This window comes from Ruegeria sp. AM4 (genome assembly GCF_056540665.1).
Genome location: NZ_JBQFXD010000006.1, coordinates 148,097 through 165,991, shown reverse-complemented (window position 1 = coordinate 165,991; position 17,895 = coordinate 148,097). Strand labels below are relative to the sequence as shown.

General features: G+C 59.1%; 16 protein-coding genes. 7 read left to right on the top strand and 9 right to left on the bottom strand.

Annotated elements, in window-relative coordinates:
- Positions 1–7: 7 nt before the first annotated feature.
- Positions 8–988 (bottom strand): 5-dehydro-2-deoxygluconokinase, encoded by a 981-nt coding sequence (gene iolC, locus ACR0JA_RS13755; protein ID WP_480575652.1) that lies wholly within the window; start codon positions 986–988, stop codon positions 8–10.
- Positions 988–2,859, bottom strand: a complete 1,872-nt coding sequence (iolD, locus tag ACR0JA_RS13750; RefSeq protein WP_480575649.1) for a 3D-(3,5/4)-trihydroxycyclohexane-1,2-dione acylhydrolase (decyclizing) — start codon at positions 2,857–2,859, stop codon at positions 988–990. Before iolD ends, iolC begins: the two co-directional genes overlap by 1 nt.
- A 122-nt stretch (positions 2,860–2,981) precedes the next feature.
- On the opposite strand from iolD, the gene ACR0JA_RS13745 reads away from it, so the two are divergent.
- From ACR0JA_RS13745 to ACR0JA_RS13735, 3 genes are read left to right on the top strand one after another with little or no spacing between them, the layout of a single operon-like run.
- A complete protein-coding gene (locus ACR0JA_RS13745; RefSeq protein WP_480575647.1) occupies positions 2,982–4,097 on the top strand; it encodes a Gfo/Idh/MocA family protein in 1,116 nt (371 codons plus the stop codon).
- A 12-nt stretch (positions 4,098–4,109) separates the two neighbouring features.
- A complete protein-coding gene (locus ACR0JA_RS13740; protein WP_480575644.1) occupies positions 4,110–5,003 on the top strand; it encodes a sugar phosphate isomerase/epimerase family protein in 894 nt (297 codons plus the stop codon).
- An 11-nt stretch (positions 5,004–5,014) separates the two neighbouring features.
- Positions 5,015–6,175 carry a Gfo/Idh/MocA family protein gene (locus tag ACR0JA_RS13735; RefSeq protein ID WP_480575641.1) on the top strand — a complete coding sequence of 387 codons (1,161 nt, stop codon included), beginning with the start codon at positions 5,015–5,017 and terminating at the stop codon, positions 6,173–6,175.
- Here ACR0JA_RS13735 and ACR0JA_RS13730 read toward each other — a convergent pair.
- Positions 6,166–7,179, bottom strand: a complete 1,014-nt coding sequence (locus tag ACR0JA_RS13730) for a LacI family DNA-binding transcriptional regulator (protein WP_480575638.1) — start codon at positions 7,177–7,179, stop codon at positions 6,166–6,168. The two genes, ACR0JA_RS13735 and ACR0JA_RS13730, sit on opposite strands and share 10 nt — an antisense overlap.
- 180 nt (positions 7,180–7,359) lie before the next feature.
- Between ACR0JA_RS13730 and ACR0JA_RS13725 the strand changes: the two genes are divergently transcribed.
- The 3 genes from ACR0JA_RS13725 to ACR0JA_RS13715 all read left to right on the top strand — a co-directional run bounded on the left by ACR0JA_RS13725 (position 7,360) and on the right by ACR0JA_RS13715 (position 10,296).
- Entirely contained in the window at positions 7,360–8,304 is a 945-nt protein-coding gene (locus tag ACR0JA_RS13725; protein WP_480575636.1) for a sugar ABC transporter substrate-binding protein, read from the top strand.
- Positions 8,305–8,384: 80 nt separating this feature from the next.
- Complete coding sequence (locus ACR0JA_RS13720) at positions 8,385–9,500, top strand: ABC transporter permease (RefSeq protein WP_480575633.1); 1,116 nt, start codon at positions 8,385–8,387, stop codon at positions 9,498–9,500.
- Position 9,501: 1 nt separating this feature from the next.
- On the top strand, positions 9,502–10,296 hold the full coding sequence (locus ACR0JA_RS13715) for an ATP-binding cassette domain-containing protein (protein WP_480575630.1): 795 nt from the start codon (positions 9,502–9,504) through the stop codon (positions 10,294–10,296).
- Between the two features lie 162 nt (positions 10,297–10,458).
- Here the strand turns inward: ACR0JA_RS13715 and ACR0JA_RS13710 are convergent, their stop codons facing one another.
- The 6 genes from ACR0JA_RS13710 to ACR0JA_RS13685 all read right to left on the bottom strand — a co-directional run bounded on the left by ACR0JA_RS13710 (position 10,459) and on the right by ACR0JA_RS13685 (position 16,677).
- On the bottom strand, positions 10,459–10,704 hold the full coding sequence (locus ACR0JA_RS13710; RefSeq protein WP_480575627.1) for an acyl carrier protein: 246 nt from the start codon (positions 10,702–10,704) through the stop codon (positions 10,459–10,461).
- Positions 10,705–10,718: 14 nt separating this feature from the next.
- On the bottom strand, positions 10,719–12,191 hold the full coding sequence (locus tag ACR0JA_RS13705) for a class I adenylate-forming enzyme family protein (protein WP_480575624.1): 1,473 nt from the start codon (positions 12,189–12,191) through the stop codon (positions 10,719–10,721).
- An 11-nt stretch (positions 12,192–12,202) separates the two neighbouring features.
- Entirely contained in the window at positions 12,203–13,507 is a 1,305-nt protein-coding gene (locus tag ACR0JA_RS13700; RefSeq protein ID WP_480575621.1) for an alanine racemase, read from the bottom strand.
- Positions 13,504–14,070: a serine O-acetyltransferase gene (locus ACR0JA_RS13695; protein ID WP_480575835.1), complete on the bottom strand. Its 567-nt coding sequence runs from the start codon at positions 14,068–14,070 to the stop codon at positions 13,504–13,506. The genes ACR0JA_RS13700 and ACR0JA_RS13695 overlap by 4 nt, the downstream gene beginning before the upstream one ends.
- Positions 14,070–15,143 (bottom strand): hypothetical protein, encoded by a 1,074-nt coding sequence (locus ACR0JA_RS13690; RefSeq protein ID WP_480575619.1) that lies wholly within the window; start codon positions 15,141–15,143, stop codon positions 14,070–14,072. The genes ACR0JA_RS13695 and ACR0JA_RS13690 overlap by 1 nt, the downstream gene beginning before the upstream one ends.
- Positions 15,144–15,687: 544 nt before the next feature.
- A complete protein-coding gene (locus ACR0JA_RS13685; RefSeq protein ID WP_480575616.1) occupies positions 15,688–16,677 on the bottom strand; it encodes a LysR family transcriptional regulator in 990 nt (329 codons plus the stop codon).
- Between the two features lie 179 nt (positions 16,678–16,856).
- On the opposite strand from ACR0JA_RS13685, the gene ACR0JA_RS13680 reads away from it, so the two are divergent.
- Entirely contained in the window at positions 16,857–17,864 is a 1,008-nt protein-coding gene (locus ACR0JA_RS13680; RefSeq protein ID WP_480575613.1) for a taurine ABC transporter substrate-binding protein, read from the top strand.
- Positions 17,865–17,895: the final 31 nt, after the last annotated feature.

Below are 17,895 nucleotides of genomic sequence, written 5' to 3'. Positions count from 1 at the left end.
TATCCTTTCAGGCCGCGTTCGGGCCAGCATGTTGGGCGAGGAATTGGTCAAGCTCGTCGCGTGCGGGCATCGCCGGGGCGCAGCCGACGCGGGCAACAACCATTGCGGCATTGGCCGAGCCTTGCAAAACGGCGTCGCGCACCGAAAGGCCATCTGCCAGACCCGAGACAAACCCGCCCATGAAACTGTCGCCTGCGCCGGTGGGTTTCAGGGCTTCGGTCCGATAGATGCCGGTTTCGATCTCGCCTTCAGCCGTGATCGTGATCGCGCCTTTCTCGCCCATTTTGTAGACCGCGATGGCGGCACCATCGGCGACCAGTTCGCGCGCCTTGTCGAGTCCGCGATCATAGTCACCGGCCATGAAGCCGAACTCGACATCATTGCCGACGATCACATCGCACATGGCCCCGGCGCGGGAATAGACATCCGCCGCGACCTGTGCCGACGGCCATGAATAGGGTCGGTAATCGACGTCGAAGATCAGTGGCAGATCGGCCTGTTTCGCCAGGTCAAAGGCGTGAAATGCAGCGCTGCGAGAGGGTTCAGCAGCCAGCACGGTGCCCGTGGTGATCAGCGCCGAATAGGCGCTGTAGTCCACTGAGGCCACATCCGCTTCGGTCATCTCAAAGTCAGCCGCGCCGTTGCGGTAGATCACCGACTGGTGGTCTTCGATCCGGGTTTCTACAACCGCCAGTGAATTCCGGGCCTCGCCCCCGACCGACCGCACATGGGCGCGCCCGATCCCGTATTTGTCCAACTCGTTCAGGGCAAACCGTCCGATGGCGTCATCCGCAACGCAGGTGACCAGATCGGCCCTTGCACCCAATTTGGTCAGGGCGACGCCGATATTGGCCGACGAGCCGCCAAGACAGGAAAAGAACTGCGTCGCCTCTTCGGTTTTGGTACCCGGCGGATCGGGATAGAGGTCCATGCCTGCCCGCCCGATGATGACAAAATTCTTGCCCGACAATCGCGAAAGATCAGCCATCACACACCCTGCCTTTGCTTGGCGCGCTCGGCTTCGATCTCGGCGTGCTTTTCGCGGACATTTGGGTTTTCCGATACTTCCGGCGTGCCGACCTCCCACCAGGTATGCCCTTGCGTTGTCCACCCGTCATACGGGTCAACATTCATGACGATGACGCTGGTCTTGTCCGAGGCTTTGGCGCGTTTGAACGCCTCACCCAGTTCCGCCGGATTGGCGACTGTTTCAGTATTCGCGCCCATCGAGGCCGCGTGCTGGGCAAAATCAACGGCAAAAGCCTCGGGGATAGTCGGGCAATCCTTGATCAGGTTGTTGAAGCTTTCGTTCCCGGTGTTGTTCTGCAGCTTGTTGATTACCGCAAAGCCGCCATTGTCGAGCACCAGAATGATCAGTTTCTTCTGCGAAAGCACCGAGGAATAGATATCCGAGTTCATCAGCAGATAGCTGCCATCGCCGGTAAAGACGATGGTGTCCTGATCCGCTTCGCCTTCGGCTTGCGCGATGCGCGCGCCCCAGCCGCCTGCGATTTCGTATCCCATGCACGAAAAGCCGAACTCGACATCCACAGTTCCGATATCCAGCGTGCGCCAGTTGGCCGTGACCTCGGCGGGCAATCCGCCCGCCGCAGCAACGACCCGGTCGCGCGGGTCGCACAGGGCGTTCACGACACCGATGGCCTGCGCATAGGAATTGGGCCGGTTGCCGTAGGATGTGTTTTCCTCGACATAGGCGTCCCATGTCTTGCGCTCGGCCTGCGCTTGTGCGGTCCAGCTTTGCGGGGCGCGATAGCCGTCCATTACGGTTTGCAGTGCGGAAAGCGCCAGCTTGGCGTCGCCGACTACGGGATGCGACAGGTGTTTGATCGCATCATGCCGCCCCACGTTCATCCCGATGAATGCCGCATCTTTGGCAAAGGCGGTCCACGATCCGGTGGTGAAATCCTGCAACCTTGTGCCCACTGCAAGAACGACGTCTGCGCGTTCTGCAATCGCGTTTGCGCTGTCCGAGCCGGTGACGCCGATCGGGCCGATGTTCAGGGCGTGGTCCGCCAGAATATTGGCGCGCCCGGCGATGGTTTCGACAACCGGGATGCCGTGTGTTTCGGCAAATGTGGTCAGTTCCGCGACCGCGCCGGAATATTGCACCCCGCCGCCCGCAATGATCATCGGGCGTTCGGCGTTGCGCAGCAGCGCGGCTGCATCGGCGATTTCGGCAACATCCGGTGCCTGACGCCGAATACGGTGAACGCGGCGGGCAAAGAATTCTTCCGGATAGTCATAGGTCCAGCCTTGCACATCCTGCGGCAGGCCCAGAAAGGCGGGGCCGCAATCGGCGGGGTCCAGCATCGTGGCCAGCGCCGCAGGCAGGGACTGAATGACCTGCGCCGGATGGGTGATGCGGTCCCAGAACCGGGTCACGGGTTTGAACGCGTCGTTCACGCCCAGCGTCGGGTTCCCGAAATGCTCCAGCTGTTGTAGGACCGGATCAGGCAGGCGGGTCAGAAAGGTGTCGCCGCAGAGCATCAGCATCGGCAGACGGTTGGCATGGGCCAACGCCGAGGCGGTCAGCAGATTCGCGGTGCCTGGTCCGGCGCTGGCTGTGCAGAACATGATTCGGCGGCGAAGGTGGTACTTGGCGTAGGCCGCGGCGGCGAATCCCATGCTTTGTTCGTTCTGTCCGCGATACAGCGGCAGGATATCCTGAACCGGATACAGCGCCTCGCCCAAACAGGGGACGTTGCCGTGACCGAAAATGCCGAAACCACCGCCGAATATGCGGGTTTCTACGCCATCTATCTCAATGAACTGATTGACCAGATACCGCACGATCGCCTGAGCTGTCGTCAGCCGGACTGTTTTACCTGACGTGGTCATGCCACCTCCTTGATGCGCCGAATTTGAGACGTGGTGCTGTCGATTGGCAGTTGCGAAGCGCCCGCGCACAGGATACGACTTTTGCAACCGGTTGCAACAGGGTGATGAAGGGAGGGCGCGTCATGACTGAAATCGGGATCGGATTGATCGGTGGTGGCTATATGGGCAAGGCCCATGCCGTCGCCATGGCCGCCGTTGGTGCGGTGTTCAACACTGAGCTGCGACCGCGGCTCGAGATGATCGCTGCATCCAGCCCCCAATCGGCAGAGCGTTACCGCAAAGCCTATGGATTCGCCCGCGCCGCCGATGACTGGCAGCAGGTTGTGGCCGATCCGGCTGTTGAGGCCATCGTTATCGCGTCGCCGCAGAACACCCATCGCGCCATTGCAGAGGCTGCCTTTGCCAAGGGCAAGCCGGTCTTTTGCGAAAAACCTCTGGGCGCTTCGATTGAAGATGGCGAGGCCATGGTTGCCGCAGCCGAAGCCTCGGGCCTGACCAACATGATCGGGTTCAACTATGTCCGCACCCCGGCAACGCAGCTTGTGCGCAAGTTGCTGGCGGATGGGGTCATCGGGGATGTGACCTGGTTTCGCGGCGAACATACCGAGGATTTTCTGGCCGATCCCCAGCTGGCCGCGAACTGGCGCACCTCGGGCCGTGCGAATGGCACGATGGGAGATCTCGCGCCGCATATGGTCAATTGCGCAATGGCGCTGATGGGTCCGATCGAGGCGCTTTCGGCCCAGATCGAAACGATACACGCAACCCGACCGGGCAGCGATGGGCCGGTATCTGTCGACAATGACGATCAGGGGCAGATGATGGTGCGCTTTGAAAGCGGTGCATCCGGGCATCTGCATTTCAGCCGGACGGCCACCGGGCGTAAGATGGGTTATGCCTACGAAATTCACGGCACCAAAGGCGCGATCCGGTTTGATCAGGAAGATCAGAATGCCGTCTGGCTCTACAAGGCCGAAGGACCGGATGCGACGCGGGGATTCACCAAGATTCTGACAGGCCCCGAACACCCGGACTACCTGCCATTCTGCCAGGGTCCCGGGCATGGGACCGGGTATCAGGATCAGATCATCATCGAGGCGCGCGATTTTCTGCACGCCATCGCAACGAATACGCCGGTATGGCCGACTTTCCGTGATGGATTGGCTGTTTCGCGCGTCATTGACACCGCTTTTGCCTCGGCTGAAACGGGCCGCTGGCTGTCTGTACCACAAGGTTGAAAGGACCCGGATATGACGATCCGAATCGGCAATGCGCCGTGTTCTTGGGGCGTTGAATTTGCCAATGACCCCCGCAATCCGCAATGGCGTACCGTTCTGAAAGAATGCGCGGACGCTGGCTATAAGGGCATCGAACTGGGGCCGGTCGGCTTCATGCCCGAAGATCCCGCGATTCTGTCAGACGCGTTGGCGGAACATGATCTGGAACTGATCGGCGGCGTGGTGTTCCGCGCCTTTCACGATGCGGATCAGTGGGATGATGTGCTTGATGGTTCAGTCCGAACCTGCAAGGCCCTGACCGCGCATGGCGCCCAGCACCTGGTTCTGATCGACTCGATTTCGCCCCGTCGCGCGCCAACCGCGGGTCGGGCGGATGCGGCAGAGCAGATGGACAAGCAGGAATGGGAGGCTTACCGGGACCGGATTGCCCATGTCGCCAAAATGGGGGCCGAGGAATACGGTTTGACCGTTGGCATCCACGCACATGCCGCCGGGTTCATGGACTTCGAGCCGGAACTGGACCGCTTGTTGAATGAGGTCGATGACGGCATCCTGAAGATCTGTTTCGATACCGGCCATCATTCCTATGCCGGCTTCGATCCGGTCAGCTTCATGAAACGCAACATTGATCGCATCTCGTATATGCACTTCAAGGATATCGACCCGGCAGTAAAGGCCGACGTGATCGAGAAGGGCACCGGGTTCTACGATGCCTGCGGGCAGGGGATCTTCTGCAATCTCGGACAGGGGGACGTAGAGTTTCCCGATGTGCGTCAGGTCCTTCTGGATGCAGGTTTCAAGGGGTGGTGCACGGTCGAGCAGGATTGTGACCCGACATTGGATGTCAGGCCGATGGACGACGCGCGTGCGAACCGCGAATACCTTGAATCCATCGGTTTCAACTAAGGATTACTGCGATGGCAAAGCTGAAATGGGGCCTCATCGGAGGCGGCGAAGGAAGCCAGATCGGACCGGCGCACCGCCTTGGGGCCGGGTTGGATGGTGCGTTCGACTTTGTGGCAGGAGCGTTGGACCACCGGCCGGACGCCGGGCGCGCCTATGGTCAGAGCCTGGGGCTTGCGGCGGATCGCTCATATGGTGACTGGTGCGAAATGCTGGATGGCGAACGCAACAGGCCCGACCGCGTTGATCTTGTGACGATCGCAACGCCGAACGCGACGCATTTCGAGATCACAAAGGCCTATCTTGAGGCCGGGTTCCATGTGCTGTGCGAAAAGCCCATGACCATGACGGTGGAGGAAGGCGAAGAGATCGTGCGGATCTCACAGGCAACCGGACGTATCTGCGCTGTGAACTATGGCTATTCGGGCTATTCGCTGGTGCGCCATATGCGAGCCATGGTGGCACGCGGCGATCTGGGGGCGATCCGTCTGGTCGTGGCCGAGTTCGCACATGGCCATCACGCAGATGCCGCGGACGCAGACAATCCCCGCGTGCGCTGGCGGTATGATCCGGCGCAGGCCGGCGTTTCGGCGCAGTTTGCCGATTGTGGTATTCATGCGCTGCACATGGCGTCGTTCGTGATCAACCAGCAGGTCACGCGACTGTCCTCGGACATCGCCTCGTGCATCCCAAGCCGCGTGCTCGAGGATGATGCGCAGGTCAATCTACGCTTTGACGGCGGTGCGGTCGGGCGGTTGTGGACCTCTTCGGTTGCCATCGGCAGGCAGCATGGTCTGACGCTGCAAGTGTTCGGCGAAAAGGGCGGGCTACGCTGGTCGCAGGAGCATCCGAACCAGCTGTACTGGATGCCGCTGGGCGAGCGGTTGCAGGTGCTGGAGCGGGGCGAGGCCAACCTGAGCCCCGAGGCCGACCGGACCACACGCGTCACCATCGGTCATGCTGAGGGTATGCCGCTGGCATTTGCCAATATCTACAAGGATCTGGCGGACGTCATCGGCGCTGTGAATGCCGGGGTCGATCCTGACACCGCAGCGGACCTGTATCCGCGCGCCGAAGATGGGTTGCGGTCGATGGCTGCTGTTTATGCTGTGGCGGAAAGCGGAAAGCAGGATGGCGCCTGGCTGGATGCGCGCCCGCCGATGTTTCAGACCTGATTGGTTTCGGGCGGCGGGCGCAGAGTCCGCCGCTCGATCACGCGGCAGGGAAACAACCGTGTCTCGGCAAGGCGGTCTGGCTGCTTGATCGTGTCGATCACAAGCTCGATCGAGGCGCGGATGATCTCGGACACAGGCTGACGAATGGTGGTCAGGTCAATGTTCTGCCAGCTTGCCATTTCCATGTCATTCAACCCGATCAGGCCAATATCGTCCGGTACGGACAGGCCCGCATCGCGCACGGCGCTTAGGGCGCCTATGGCAATCACATCGTCACCGCAGAAATACGCATCGGCCCGGTCCGAAATCAGTTGCTTGGTCATCTCGACGCGCCCTGCCTCGAAGGAATAGGCTGAGGCGCAGCTGACGCTGACTTCGACATCTGGCCGATTGCTGAGTGATTCTACGAATCCCCGCGCGCGGTCCTGAGTTGACGTGGCCGAATCCGGCCCGCCCAGGAACGCAACCTTGCGGTAGCCGCGCTCCAATAGAACCTCGGCGGCCATGCGCCCGCAGGCGACATTGTCGATGCCGACCACGTGGACGTAGGGCGAAGGCGTGAAGCGCCCAAAGGAATGGACGACCGGCATTCCGGCGTTCCGGAATGCCTCGGCAAAGCTGGGCGGCAGGGTCGAGGACGCGACGATCACACCATCGACTGAATACTGACGCAGCATGCGAATCGAGTTCAGCGGGTCCGTTTCGTCTGTGAGATTGACCAACAACGGGCGCAGTCCGCGATCCTGTAAGCCGCGGGTAAACAGATCGAAAACCTCCAGCAACAAAGGGTTGTGGAAGTTGTTCGACACCAATCCGATCAGTTTCGTACGCCCGGTCGTCAGGCTTGAGGCCAGCGCATTCGGGCTATAGCCAAGTTCGGCCGCCGCGCGTTCTACTTTGCTGCGAGTCTTGTCGGAAACCGAGGCCCCTTCGGTGAATGTCCGCGAAACTGCCGAACGCGATACGCCCGCCCGCTTTGCGACATCCTTCAGGGTGACTGCCATGGTTTTCCTACGTTTTAGCCTGTTGACGGCATGATCTAACACACGCCGCGTCCGGCTTACAGACTGCGTTCAAACATTGAAAATTGCAACCGGTTGCAAAATGAATGGATCGGCGCTACCGTTTTGCACGAGGCACTGGGCCTGTCCCAAAAAAGCCTGTCTGAGAATTGGGAGGATATCATGAAGTCACTTATTGCATCTGTCGCGATCGGCGTGGGCGCGCTGGCGGCACCGGTCACCGCAGTCGCTCAGGATCAGTCGCTGAGCTATGTTCTGGTTAGCCACGCGCCAGACAGCGACACCTGGTGGAATACGATCAAGAACGGCATCGCGCTTGCAGGCGATCAGATGGGCGTCGAGGTCGAGTATCGCAACCCGCCAACCGGCGACATCGCCGACATGGCGCGAATCATCGAGCAGGCCGCCGCGTCCAGCCCCGACGGCATCATCACCACGCTGGCGGATTACGATGTGCTGAAAGGCCCGATCCAGAACGCGGTCGACCAAGGGATTGATGTAATCATCATGAACACGGGCACCCCGGATCAGGCACGTGAAGTCGGCGCGCTGATGTATGTGGGGCAGCCGGAATATGATGCAGGCTTTGCCGCCGGCCAGCGTGCCAAGGGCGAAGGCGTGACCAAGTTCCTGTGCGTGAACCATGCAATTCAGCAGCCCACCGTGGGCGAGCGCTGCCGTGGTTACGCAGATGGCCTGGGCATCGAACTGGGCGATGCAATGATGGACTCGGGCACTGACCCGGCGGAAATCAAGAACAAGGTCATGGCCTACCTGTCCGCCAACGAGGATGTGGACGGTATCCTGACCCTCGGTCCGGTTTCTGCTGATCCGACAATCGCAGCGCTGGATGAGATGGGCCTGGCCGGTGACATTCACTTTGGCACCTTCGATCTGGGTGAAGAAATCGTCAAAGGCATCAAGGGCGGAACGATCAACTGGGGTATCGACCAGCAGCCGTTTCTGCAGGCCTATATGCCGGTGATCATTCTGACCAACTGGGACCGCTATGGCGTGCTGCCGGGCAACAACATCAACTCGGGTCCCGGCTTTGTCACCGCGTCCGGACTTGAAAAAGTAGAAGCGTTCGCGGGCGAATACCGCTGACCTCACGACCGGGGCGGCGCTGAAACTGCGACCGCCCCGGCGCAACCCACCTAACACAACACGATACCGGAGAACCAGAGATGGCCGAGACCGCCGCATCCGGGGACGAGCGGGTCAAAGAACTTCCTGCCTGGCGCCGCGCCTTGATCCGACCCGAACTGGGTGGAATCTGTGGCACCGCACTTGTCTTCACTTTCTTTTTGCTGACCGCCTTCGACAGCGGCATGTTCGAGCCGCAAGGCATCATGAACTGGACCGTGGTGTCGGCACAATTCATGATCATCGCCGTTGGGGCGTGCCTGCTGATGATATCGGGAGAATTTGACCTGAGCGTCGGCTCGATGATCGGATTTGCGGGCATGATGATCGCGGTCTTTGGTGTCGTTCTGGCGTGGCCCATGTGGCTGGCCATCATTGTGACCTTTGTCATGTGCACGATCATTGGCGCGATAAACGGGTTCATCGTGATCCGTACCGGTTTGCCCAGCTTTATCGTGACGCTGGCCTCGCTGTTCATCCTGCGCGGGTTTACAATCTACATCCCGCAAAAGGTGGAAAGCAAAACGATCATCGGCGGCATTCGTGACGCGGCTGAAGGCGATTGGCTTGCCCCGATTTTTGGCGGCAAGATCGGGCAGGGCTTTTTCCAATGGCTGGGCGATATGGGCGTGATCGAGGTCTTCTCGCGCGGCAGTCGCCAAGGTCAGCCGGTTGTCGATGGATTGCCGATGCTGGTGGTCTGGGCGATAGCACTGATCATCTTTGGCCATATCCTGTTGACCCGTACGCGGTTCGGGAACTGGATCTTTGCCGCAGGCGGCGATGCCGAGGCCGCGCGCAACTCGGGTGTTCCGGTGAACCGGGTCAAGGTTTCGATGTTCATGTTCACCGCCTTCTGCGCCTGCGTCTTTGCGACCTGTCAGGTGATGGAGTTTGGGTCGGCCGGTGCGGACCGTGGTCTGCTGAAGGAATTCGAGGCGATCATTGCCGTGGTTATCGGCGGTGCGCTGTTAACCGGCGGTTATGGTTCGGTCATCGGGGCTGCTCTGGGCGCGCTGATCTTTGGCGTCGTCCAGCAGGGCCTGTTCTTTGCAGGCGTCGAATCCAGCCTGTTCCGCGTGTTCCTTGGGGTCATCCTTTTGGGCGCGGTGGTTTTGAACACCTATATTCGCCGCATGATTACGGGAGAGCGCTAAGATGAACACACGCAGCGACCACGCCCCGATCATTCAGATGAAGAACATCGAAAAGCACTTTGGCAGCGTTATCGCGCTGGCCGGGGTGTCAGTCGATGTCTATCCCGGTGAATGCCATTGCCTGCTGGGCGATAACGGCGCCGGAAAGTCGACCTTCATCAAGACGATGTCCGGCGTTCACAAACCGACCAAGGGCGAGATCATCTTTGAAGGCGCACCGATGCACTTTGAAGACCCGCGTGATGCGATCGCGGCGGGGATTGCCACGGTGCACCAACATCTGGCGATGATCCCGCTGATGTCGGTCAGCCGCAATTTCTTCATGGGCAACGAGCCGACCAAAAAGCAGTTCGGCATGTCGTTCTTTGACCATGACTTCGCAGACCGCGTCACCATGGAAGAAATGAAGAAGATGGGCATCAACCTGCGCGGCCCGGACCAGGCAGTGGGGACGCTTTCGGGCGGTGAGCGGCAGACCGTCGCTATCTCGCGCGCAGTCTATTTCGGCGCCAAGGTACTTATTCTGGACGAGCCGACCTCGGCCCTGGGCGTGCGTCAGACGTCAAATGTTCTGGCGACCATTGACCGTGTGCGAAAACAGGACATTGCTGTTGTCTTCATCACTCACAACGTGCGGCACGCCATGGCCGTTGGCGACAGGTTCACGGTGCTGAACCGAGGTCAGACGCTGGGCACTGCGCAACGCGGTCAGATCACACCGGATGAGTTGCAGGACATGATGGCAGGCGGTCAAGAACTGGCCACGCTCGAAGGATCGTTGGGCGGGACCGTGTGACATTGCCACCAGATACGGTCGGCTCGGAACGCGTGTTCTGACGGACCGCCTGTTCGAAACGAGGAAAGCCGCCCCCGGGAATGTGGGGCGGCTTTTTTAGATCTTTGCCGGTGAAAACGGTGGCCGTTGCCCGTCAATCGGGGTCATCGGTGCCTTGTGCGCTTAGGCCTTCAGCGCGACCAACTCGGCGATGCTGTCGATATCCGCAAAGTTCTGCTCGTTGATATCTTCAAGTTCTACATTCACGCCAAGCTCGGTCTGAATTCCCATGACGATTTGCAGCAAGCTGAGAGAGTCGATCATGCCGGATTGCAGCAAAGGGTGCTTGGGGTCGATATCGTCCTGTGAGCCGATGCATTCCTGCACGATACTGCGGATGCTATCGATCAGTTCAGATTTTTCAGCCATGGTGAACTCCTGTCCTAGTTTTTCCGTCCGAGCGCCTCGAGAATATGATTGCGCGTTGCCAGACGGTCGGGCTTGCCCGATGCCTTGATGGGGATTTCTTGCAGCTCTACGGCCCAGTGGGGGACCTTGTGAGCGGAAAGTTCGCGATTGCAATGGTCTTTGATCTGATCGGCCGAGATGCTGTCAGGTGCCGTCGATACAAATGCGACGGCGATTTTTTCGCCACTCATTGTGTCGGGTATGCCGATCACGACCGCTTCGACGATCGCTCCTGTTTCCTTGACGACGGTTTCGATTTCAATCGGGTCGATCCTGTGTCCGCGGTGGCTGATGCTCAGATTGGTGCGGCCCGATAGACACAGCTCACCCTGCGTGTTTAGGCGACCGATATCACCCGTCGTGATGAAGCCTTGCGGATCTCTGAGGTAGGTCAGCCCATGCGCATCCAGCTGGGCAAAAGCGGTAAAGGGCGCCCGCGCACGGGTTGGGCCTGCGTCGTCATCAGGCGCGGCAATCTCGACCCCTGGTAGGGGATGCCCGACATTGCCGGTTTCCGGTTGCGCGGTGCCCGGCGCGATGCAGTTCACTGTTAGCGCGCCGAACGCCTCGCTGACGCCGTAGCGAATGTCGATACCCAGATGAGGCACCTTGTCCTGCAATTCCGATACCAGACCTGCATCGACTTGCGCGGTGCCAATAACCAGCCGGTTTAGCTGGCTGTCCTGTGTCAGAATGCCCAGTGCAAGTCCAAGCCGCGCATAGGTGGGATTGCACAGCAACGTGCGGCACCCGGTTGCACGCATATGGGCGTGATGTTCACCTGGCGTTTTCTTGGCGCTGCAAACGACGCCACGCCCGGACCAGAGAACTTCGAGGACGGAGGCACGCCCCATAGCGTGGTTCTGCGGCAGGATCGAAAAGACAGGGGCATCCGCAAAACTGTCGATCCAGGATGCGCTCGCTGTCAAAGACGCGAGGACAGCCGAGGCGCTCATGCAAACAGCCTTGGGCATGCCCGTCGAACCCGATGTGAACTGTAGTTGCAGGGTATCTGGCGCGGGAAGTTCGGTCTGGCTCTGAAGCGACCATCCGTTTGTGTCCAGTGCGGCACCGATCACACGAGTTGTCGCGCCCAGAGAAGCGAGCGCCGACTCGTCAGTGTCGACATATACGAATGCGGGTGTCACTGCCGAGAGCATCTCTTGATACTCGCGCATCGTGGCACGCTGCGGAAAGGCAAGGGAAGTGTGGCCTTCGGCCCAAACCGCCAATTCGATTGCCACGGCGTCCGGCCCGTTGGCAACCGCATGTCCGATGATCATTGGTTCGGTTGTCGGCAACGCCCGCAATTCGCTGCGGTACTTCCGAACAAGGCTCATCAGCGCGCCGTATGAGACCGAGTCGATGTCGTTCATGACCGCCAGATCATTGGCGCGATCCGAGGCCAAAGCTTCGAATTTGGAAATCAGCTGCGCGCGCGCGTCCATACCGGTTTCCATCAGCTGACCAACTGGCCGGACAGGGCGTCTTCGGGTCGCCCGCGTTGGCGGATCAGTTCGGCTCTGTCGCCGTCGATCAGAACCTCGGCCGGCAGCGGGTGGCCCAGAAACAGTACCAGGCTGAACGACAAGCCATAAGCCCCGCTCGAGGTTATGGCCAAAAGGTCGCCGGGGGACATACGGGGCAATGATTGTTTGGATGCAAATTCATCCAGCGGCAGACAAAGAGGTCCGCTGATGGCATAGTCGATTTCCGGCGTTTCGTTCATGCGTTCCGGTGCAACGATGGGAAAGCTGCGGCGGATTACTGATCCAATTCCGGCGGCTGCTGCGTGATGATGCATCCCGCCGTCGAGGATCAGGTGATGCGTCTGATCGCTGGTCTTAACGTCTGTCACGCGCGCAACATACGTGCCTGCGGGGGCAGTCAGAAAGCGGCCAAGTTCGACAAAATGTCTACGATCGCCGGACCCGGAAGCGATGATCTCACGAAGGGCCGCGCCCGCCTGAGCAAGGTCGAACTCGGCATCGCCGGCGAACAGTGGCACGCCAAAGCCACCGCCAAAGTTCAGGTGACCTACCGTGATCTGGTGGTCGCGCTCCAGACTGTCGGCAAGCTCTGCCAGACCGGCCGCCGCTGTGCTCCAGGCGTCGGGGTCGAAGCATTGTGTGCCGCCGTATGTGTGCAGCCCCTTGAACTCCAATGCGTCATTTTGGGTAAGCCAGCGGGCCAGCGCGGGAACGTCCGCCGCGGGAACGCCGAACCGCGACCCGCTGCCTGACATTCGCATTCTCGCGCTTTTCAGGCCGCCAATGGTCTGGACACGGATTGCCACACCCTGCTTACGTCCGGCTTTGCGCGCGATTTCGGAAAGCCTGCGCGCCTCGCCTTCGGATTCCAGGTTGATGCAAGAGACCCCCGCTGAAACCGCTGTTTCCAAATCAAGCGTCGATTTGCCTGGACCTGCGAAATGCACTTGCGATGGGTCAAACCCGGCGGCCTTGGCGACAGCGATCTCTCCGGCCGAGGCGACTTCGGCGCCGGTGCCCGCGAGCCTGAGAGTTTTGGCCACCATGGCGTTGGAATTCGCTTTAAGCGCGAACAGAATATCGACATCTGGTCCCAGCGCTTCTTGAACAAGCTGAACCCGGTCTCTGAAAACCTGCGCGTCGTAGACATAGGCGGGCGTTCCAAATCGTTCAGCGACCGACGACAGTGGCATATCACCAACGCAGAACTGGCCGGCACGATCCGTTTCTGCCACGTTCTTATCGGTGCTCCCGCCCAGATTTGCAGAGGTCATGTTTTGCCTCCCAGCAGGGCTTTGGGGACAACCTTGGCTGGCACGCCAATCGCCATTGAATCCGGCGGAATGTCGGAAATCACCAGCGAGTTTGCGGCAACGACCGAGCGGTCCCCGATTGTCACGCCGCCCAGCACAGAACAATTGCATCCCAGAAAGCAATCGTCGCCAATAACAGGGGTGTTCCTGTCCTGATTTTCCCGGTCTGTGCTGGTACCCAGTGTTACGCCATGCATAATTCCAACCCGGTTACCGATTTCCGTGCCCGGATTGATCTGGATGTTGCCACCATGGATGAAATGCGGCTTTTCACCCAGCCCCGTATCCCGGTACAGGTGCATACCGCCCAACAGCGCCGAAACGGGTTGCGTCAATACATATATCAGACCCAGCACCTTGCGAACCAGCCAGTTCCTCTGCCGTGCGGCAAATCGGCCAAAGCGATACACCGTCAGTGCCCACATGACGCGCAGACCCGAAGGTTTGTGTCTTTCCCAATCGTCGAGAAAGACGCGCAGCGCCGACTGGGGGCGTTCGGTTTCGGTGTGTTCAGAGGGTTCCATCACGCAAAGTAGCTCTTTAGCCCTCCGCGCCGACGTATATCAACGGTGGCGCAATGAAATGAGCCACCAAACGAATAGTTGTTGCGGAAGGCGACAGGAATGGGCTCGAAACCCCAGTCGGACAGGAAATCCTGCATCGGCCCCTCGCTTTCCTCAACAATGACCTTGGTTTCGCTGATGTTCAGAACGTTCATCGAAAGCCAGCGGAACGAATGATACCAAGGATGGCTTTCCGGCAAGGTTGAACGCGGAGCCTCGCGAATTTCCCAGTCCGAGTTCTTTAGGACCTCGGGCATTTCCTTCAGTGGGCGATCCGGGTTCACCATCAGTTTGCCGGGTGCCAGCGGTACAAAAGTCGCATCGATATGGATTGCGCGGTAGTCGTCGAATTCCACGCGGTGAATCCGATAGCCGCGCGGCTCGAGGTGGCGGCGCAGCCATTCGATACCCATGTCATTCGTCACATGGCTGCGTTGAATGAACAGGTCACGGCCACAACGTGCGATGTCGGCTGCGTCGAACAACGGCTCAAACTCGCGCGTGACATAGCTTTCGCCCCGCACCCAATTGGTGTCATATGAGGCGTCCGACATCTCGGGTTTGGGGGCCGCCGTCCAGCGCGCACCGGACTCGAAGTACTTTTTGACAAGCGAACGATAGGCCCAAAACTCAAAGTAGCGCGAACGCCAGGCCATCGGGGCTTCGAGGATTTCGTCATCGAAAACAATCAGAACGTCGCGCGGGTTGGCCTGACAATTGCCCCCCATGCTGGTCCAGTTCGGGGTTACAATCGGGCGAGCGTGCTGAACGGTGTCGGGGCGGCGAACCGTGACGCCTTCGTTTTTCAGGGCATTGATGAAGCCGTCCAACTCTTGTTTGGCCTTGTTGACGGCGATCAGCGATACCGGTCGGCCTGCTGCCTGCAGGTGAAAACTTCTGGACCGGTCCAGATGCTCGACCGCTGTCACGGCTTCAAAGCCGATTTCCCAGGTCAAATTGGCAGCTCCGTCGAGATTGCCGACGATGACCTCTTCCAACTGGTCCCATTCGTTGTTGGATTGAACTAAGGACAAATTACCTCTCCTCAAACTCGTCTACACTACACTGTGACGGAAGTTCCCACTTCTCGTCACACAAAAAACTTCGCGAAGATCCCGTCGTTTCTAAAATACGCAAATCTATCGTCACAATACGGGCAGCCATGCCGATCCAATAAATTTACGGCAAAAACCGCCGGAAACCCCTTTTTTAACGTTGGTACCTTGCGGAACCTAAAGCTGCTTTGCAACCAATTAGTGAATCAAATTTCGTTGGTCAACGAACAGATTTTGGCCAATGTTGACCTTTGGTCAAGCTGATTTGGCAAACGGTCGGCGAACCGCTTGAGTCTTTGTTCATTTTTTTGGGGTCTGGGCAAAGATTTGGGGTGTGGTTTCGTGGTTCAGGCTGATCAGTGCTTTCGACCCCGCGCCATGGTTGCCAAGGCGGTGTTTCCAATGCCGGAACGGTTTCCCCCTTCCGGCTGGTTTTTTGCCTCAAAGGGAACGGAACGTGGGGCCGCGCAGCTTAGACGCAGCAGGGTGCAAATGCTGAGGGTCAGATGCGCGACGGATCGGCTTAGCGCGTTTCTTGGTCAGTGTCAGGAAAGGCGACCGTTCGAAAGGCGCGCTCTAACCAGTCAAAACGCGATGTCATCGGCTCGACAAAGTGAAGCTCCATCAACTCCTGCATCGTGTTGTGGATCAGGCGCGAAGTCGCGACCGGGTGAACGTTACTGGTATACAGAGACACGGTGCGTACAAAGCTTTTGCCTGGAAAGGGCAAAACGCGGGTGGCGTCATGATACCTTTGAGCGCGATAGTAGCTTGCCGCCGTGGTAACGGTCCAGCCGCTGCCGTCAGCGACCAGGCCGATGATCGATTGGTTGCATTCCAGTTCGAACTTGTTGGGTAGGCTGATCTTGCTGCGGTTCAACTGCATCTCGATCAGCTTGCCGATCGTGTGATCGCGCGAGTACCGGAGGAAGGGCAGCGGGTATACCGAACGGATCAGGTCCTGAAGCTTACCTTTGAAATCGGGCGGCAGGACCACGATGAACGGATCGCGCATAAGGGGGTATTCCAACAGCCCTTCGACATTTTCCGCAGGTCGCGTCGCAATACCGGCATCCAGTTTCTGCGCCTGCAATTTCTCGATGATCTCATGGCTGGGACGCGCAAAATGGCGAAAACTGCATCGGGGCAGGGCCGTCGACAAGGCGCTGAACATTTCGGGCGCGATCTGATTGTCGAAATCGTCGATCAGGGCCAACCGCAGGTCCGTTGCGTGCTGCCAGCTGCCGGATCTGATTTCTGCTTCGCCACGCTTGAGCGCAGTCATTCCGTCGTAGACATGGCGGGCATAAACGGTGCCAGCGGGGGTCAGCCCCATCGGCCGGTGGCTGTGATCGACCAGATCAACGCCCAGCGCCTTTTCCAGACTGCGCAGATGGTTCGAGACAGTGCTGATCGACAATCCGGTTTCGGTCGCCACTTTTTGAATCGAACCGAGTTTTGAAATCAGTTGGAAAATTTCCAGCCATCTGAGGCTGAGTGACTTTTCTGGCATGCGGTACCTCTGGCCGTGGTACGGTTTCGGTGAAACCGAAACAGAGTTTAGGTTTTTTCGCAAATTATTTTTACGTTTCACCCTTTACTCGCCCGCAGATTATGGTTTGCTCACTAAGGCCGAGTTCGAAACCTCACAAAAAACGGACCGGTTAGACCAGCACGGAGAGAGAGTTCATAATGATCAAGAAAAAACTGTTGTCATCGGCATTTGCCGGTATTGCCGCCCTGACTGCATCGCAGGCTGCGGCGCTGGATGAGATCACGGTTGCCTATTTCCTGGAATGGCCAATGCCGTTCCAATATGCCAAGGCAAACGGAACTTATGAAGAAGAGCTTGGCGTCAAGATCAACTGGGTTTCGTTCGACACTGGTACCGCGATGTCGGCAGCCATGGCCTCGGGCGATGTGCAGATTGCCGTCAGCCAGGGTGTGCCGCCCTTCGTTGTGACCACTTCGGCAGGGCAGGATATCCAAATCGTCGACGTGGCAGTCAGCTATTCCGACAATGACAACTGTGTCGTTGCCGAAGCGCTGGAGATCGACAAGGGTAGCGCCGGCGAGTTGAACGGCAAGAAGGTTGGCGTGCCGATCGGAACCGCCGCGCATTACGGGTTCCTGTCGCAAATGGCGCATTTCGGGGTTGATATCGGCTCGATGGAGATCGTCGATATGGCACCGGCCGATGGCGCTGCCGCGTTTGCCCAAGGCAACCTGGACATGGTCTGCGGTTGGGGCGGCGCGCTGCGCCGCATGGTCGAGCACGGCAACATCCTGTTGACCGGAGCTGAGAAGGAAGAGCTTGGAATTCTGGTGTTTGACGTCACGAGCGCCCCGTCCGGCTTTATCGAAGAAGAGCCCGAGTTGCTGTCTAAATTCCTCAAGGTGACCGCAGATGCGAACGCCAAGTGGAACGCGGGTGACAGCAAGGACGAAATGCTGCCGGTGATTGCCAAGGATGCCGGTATGGACCCGGCAGATGCCGAGGCCACGATCGCAACCTTCACCTTCCCGTCGGTAGACGAACAACTTTCGGACAAGTGGCTGGGCGGTGGCGCTCAGAACTTCATGAAAGGGGTGGCGACGGTGTTCGTTGATGCAGGCAGCATCGAATCTGCGCTGGATTCCTATGATGGTGCGGTGAACGCGGCGCCATTGACGGCTGCTCAGTCGGCTGCGACCAACTAATCCGCTGAAAACACAGCGAGATAGACCGGCT